The 2241-nt window shown below is 62.9% G+C and carries 2 protein-coding genes; both read right to left on the bottom strand.

Features of this window, described 5'->3' with window-relative positions:
* Positions 1 to 98: 98 nt before the first annotated feature.
* Positions 99 to 1391 carry a Y-family DNA polymerase gene (locus tag Y707_RS0102170; RefSeq protein WP_026533869.1) on the bottom strand — a complete coding sequence of 431 codons (1293 nt, stop codon included), beginning with the start codon at positions 1389 to 1391 and terminating at the stop codon, positions 99 to 101.
* 5 nt (positions 1392 to 1396) lie between these two features.
* Positions 1397 to 1801, bottom strand: a complete 405-nt coding sequence (locus Y707_RS0102165) for a LexA family protein (RefSeq protein ID WP_026533868.1) — start codon at positions 1799 to 1801, stop codon at positions 1397 to 1399.
* Between the last annotated feature and the right edge of the window lie 440 nt (positions 1802 to 2241).

The raw sequence follows: 2241 nt of genomic DNA, 5'->3' as shown, positions 1-2241 counted from the left end.
CCCTCAATGGTATTGGCATAGCGGGTGATATCCATCGCCCCCGCAATGACGGCCGCCGGGGAAAAGCAGACCGGAGGAAGTGGGATCATGACCATGCCCTAGCCGGCCTTTACGACAGCCAGCTCGTCCCACTCGGTCGTGTACCGGGGAGAAGAATGGTTCCGGGCCATCGTCCAGTCAGGTGGCCCCATCATCCCTGCCCTCCCGAGACCGATGCTGGTGGGGCCGTACTTGTCTTTGACTTTGCCCAGCAGTTCTCCGATGCGGCGCTGTTCGTGGACCGTCACGAACTCATCGAACGTCGGCTGTGCGCCGGCGGGCGAGAGGTCTGTCAGGATCACCCCGGCCCTGGCATATGGGATGCCTTCGACCAGCTCGTTCTCCATCGCCGCAATGGCCGCTTTCGAGAGCAGTACCGGGTCCGCGGTCGGGGTTGGCATCTTCACCGTCACGGATGGGAATGACGACGCGTGCTGGTGGAAGGCTGAGGTGCCGGCGAAGACTGTCATGATCCGGGCCAGCTGCCCGTCTTTGGCGAGGCGGACGGCGGCCTGCTGCGCGTACAGGCTCATCACCTGGTGCATGCCGGCAATGGTGGTGACCGGGGTGGAGAAGCTGCGGGAGAAGATCGTCTGCTTCTTCTCCGCCCGTACCGTTTCGAGCTGGATACAGGGAGTGCCGCGCAGCTCCAGGACGGTGCGCTGCAGGACCACGGAAAACTTCCGGCGGACCATGACAGGGTCCGCGTCTCGCAGATCCCTGATCGTGAAGATGCCCAACGCGTTCAACTTCTTGCCGAGCCTTCCGGCGACACCCCAGATTCCGGTCACCGGCACCCGCGACATGATCAGGTCAACATGTCCGGGGTCCATGGTTTCAACGTTGCAGACTCCACCCATGGCAGGGTTCTGCTTCGCGATCCGGTTGGCGAACTTTGCCATGGTCTTGGTCGGTGCGATGCCGACACAGATGGGAAGCCCGGTGTGCCGTCCGACGGCTTCACGGATCCGCCTGCCCTGCCTGACGAGTTCATCCGGTTCGCCGGCGACACCCAGGAATGACTCATCGATGGAGTACACCTCGATCCAGGCGGCGTACCGGCCCAGCAGCTCCATCACCCTGGCACTCAGATCACCGTAGAGCTCGTAGTTGCTGGAGCGCTGGATCAGACCCCACTGAGACGCTTGGGCGGCCAGCTTGAACCAGGGGGTGCCATTGTCGATGCCCAGGGCTTTGGCTTCATTGGAACGGGCGACGACGCAGCCGTCATTGTTGGAGAGCACCACCACCGGGACACCGGCCAGTTTCGGATCGAAGACTCTCTCGCAGCTGACGTAGAAGCTGTTCACGTCCACCAGCGCGATCCTGTCTGGCTGCTTCTCGGGGAGCATGAGAGTCACACATGGTGTAAACACCGGGTCACGGTGCCCCACACGCTCAGGTCCGACATCTCCGGAACGGTGATGTCCGGGTAGTCGTGATTCTCTGCTTGCAGGACGACGCCAGAGGCGGTGATGCGCAGCCGCTTGACCGTCAGCTCGCCGTCGAGGATGGCGACTACTACTGAACCGTCCACGGGCGTCAGGGAGCGGTCCACGATCAGTTCGTCGCCGTCGCTGATCCCGGCGCCGGACATGCTCTCCCCCGAGACCCTCACAATGAACGTCGACGTCGAATCCTGGATGAGGTGCTTATTCAGATCAATGCTGCCGTCGTAGTAGTCCTGCGCCGGCGAAGGAAAGCCCGCCGGCACAGTCGCCGGGGCCACGAGGATCGCGGCGTCCGGATAGGAGCCGAGCAACGGCCGGCACTCAGCGACGGTCACATAACGAAGCGCCCAACGCGCGTTTACGCGTATCTCTCACACGCTGGCAGACAAACTTGTACTGATCCTGCCTGGACGGAAACAACGAAACAGCCGCCGCTTCGCGCTTCCCCTGTTCGGACACCGATAACCGCCTCGATACCGTCAGCGCCGCAGGATCCGGAATGTGGCGCTTGACGGACCGGGGAGACGTCTTAGCCTCGATCCACCGATCAGCAGCTGAGGTAGCCGCGGAACGGGAACTGGCTATTCCAGCGGCTTGAGGGCGCTGCGGAGCTATCGGCCTCGCTGCCGGGAGCGTTCCACTTGTTTCTTTCGTGTCGGTCGGACGGGGTCGAAGCCGGTCAGACCGGGGCTGTGGCTGACGGTTTCAGCATGGCTGTGAACAGGTCGGTGAACGCTGTTTCCCAGGGCCA

Origin of the sequence: Arthrobacter sp. H14 (assembly GCF_000520495.1) — a bacterium.
GTDB lineage: Bacteria > Actinomycetota > Actinomycetes > Actinomycetales > Micrococcaceae > Arthrobacter_C.
Note: the sequence above shows the minus strand (reverse complement) of the source record. Positions and strands in the feature narration are given on the sequence as shown.

Excerpts from the sequence above, each read along its gene's own strand:
- Y707_RS0102170 (WP_026533869.1), bottom strand. The coding sequence starts at position 1,391 with ATGCTCCCCGAGAAGCAGCCAGACAGGATCGCGCTGGTGGACGTGAAC.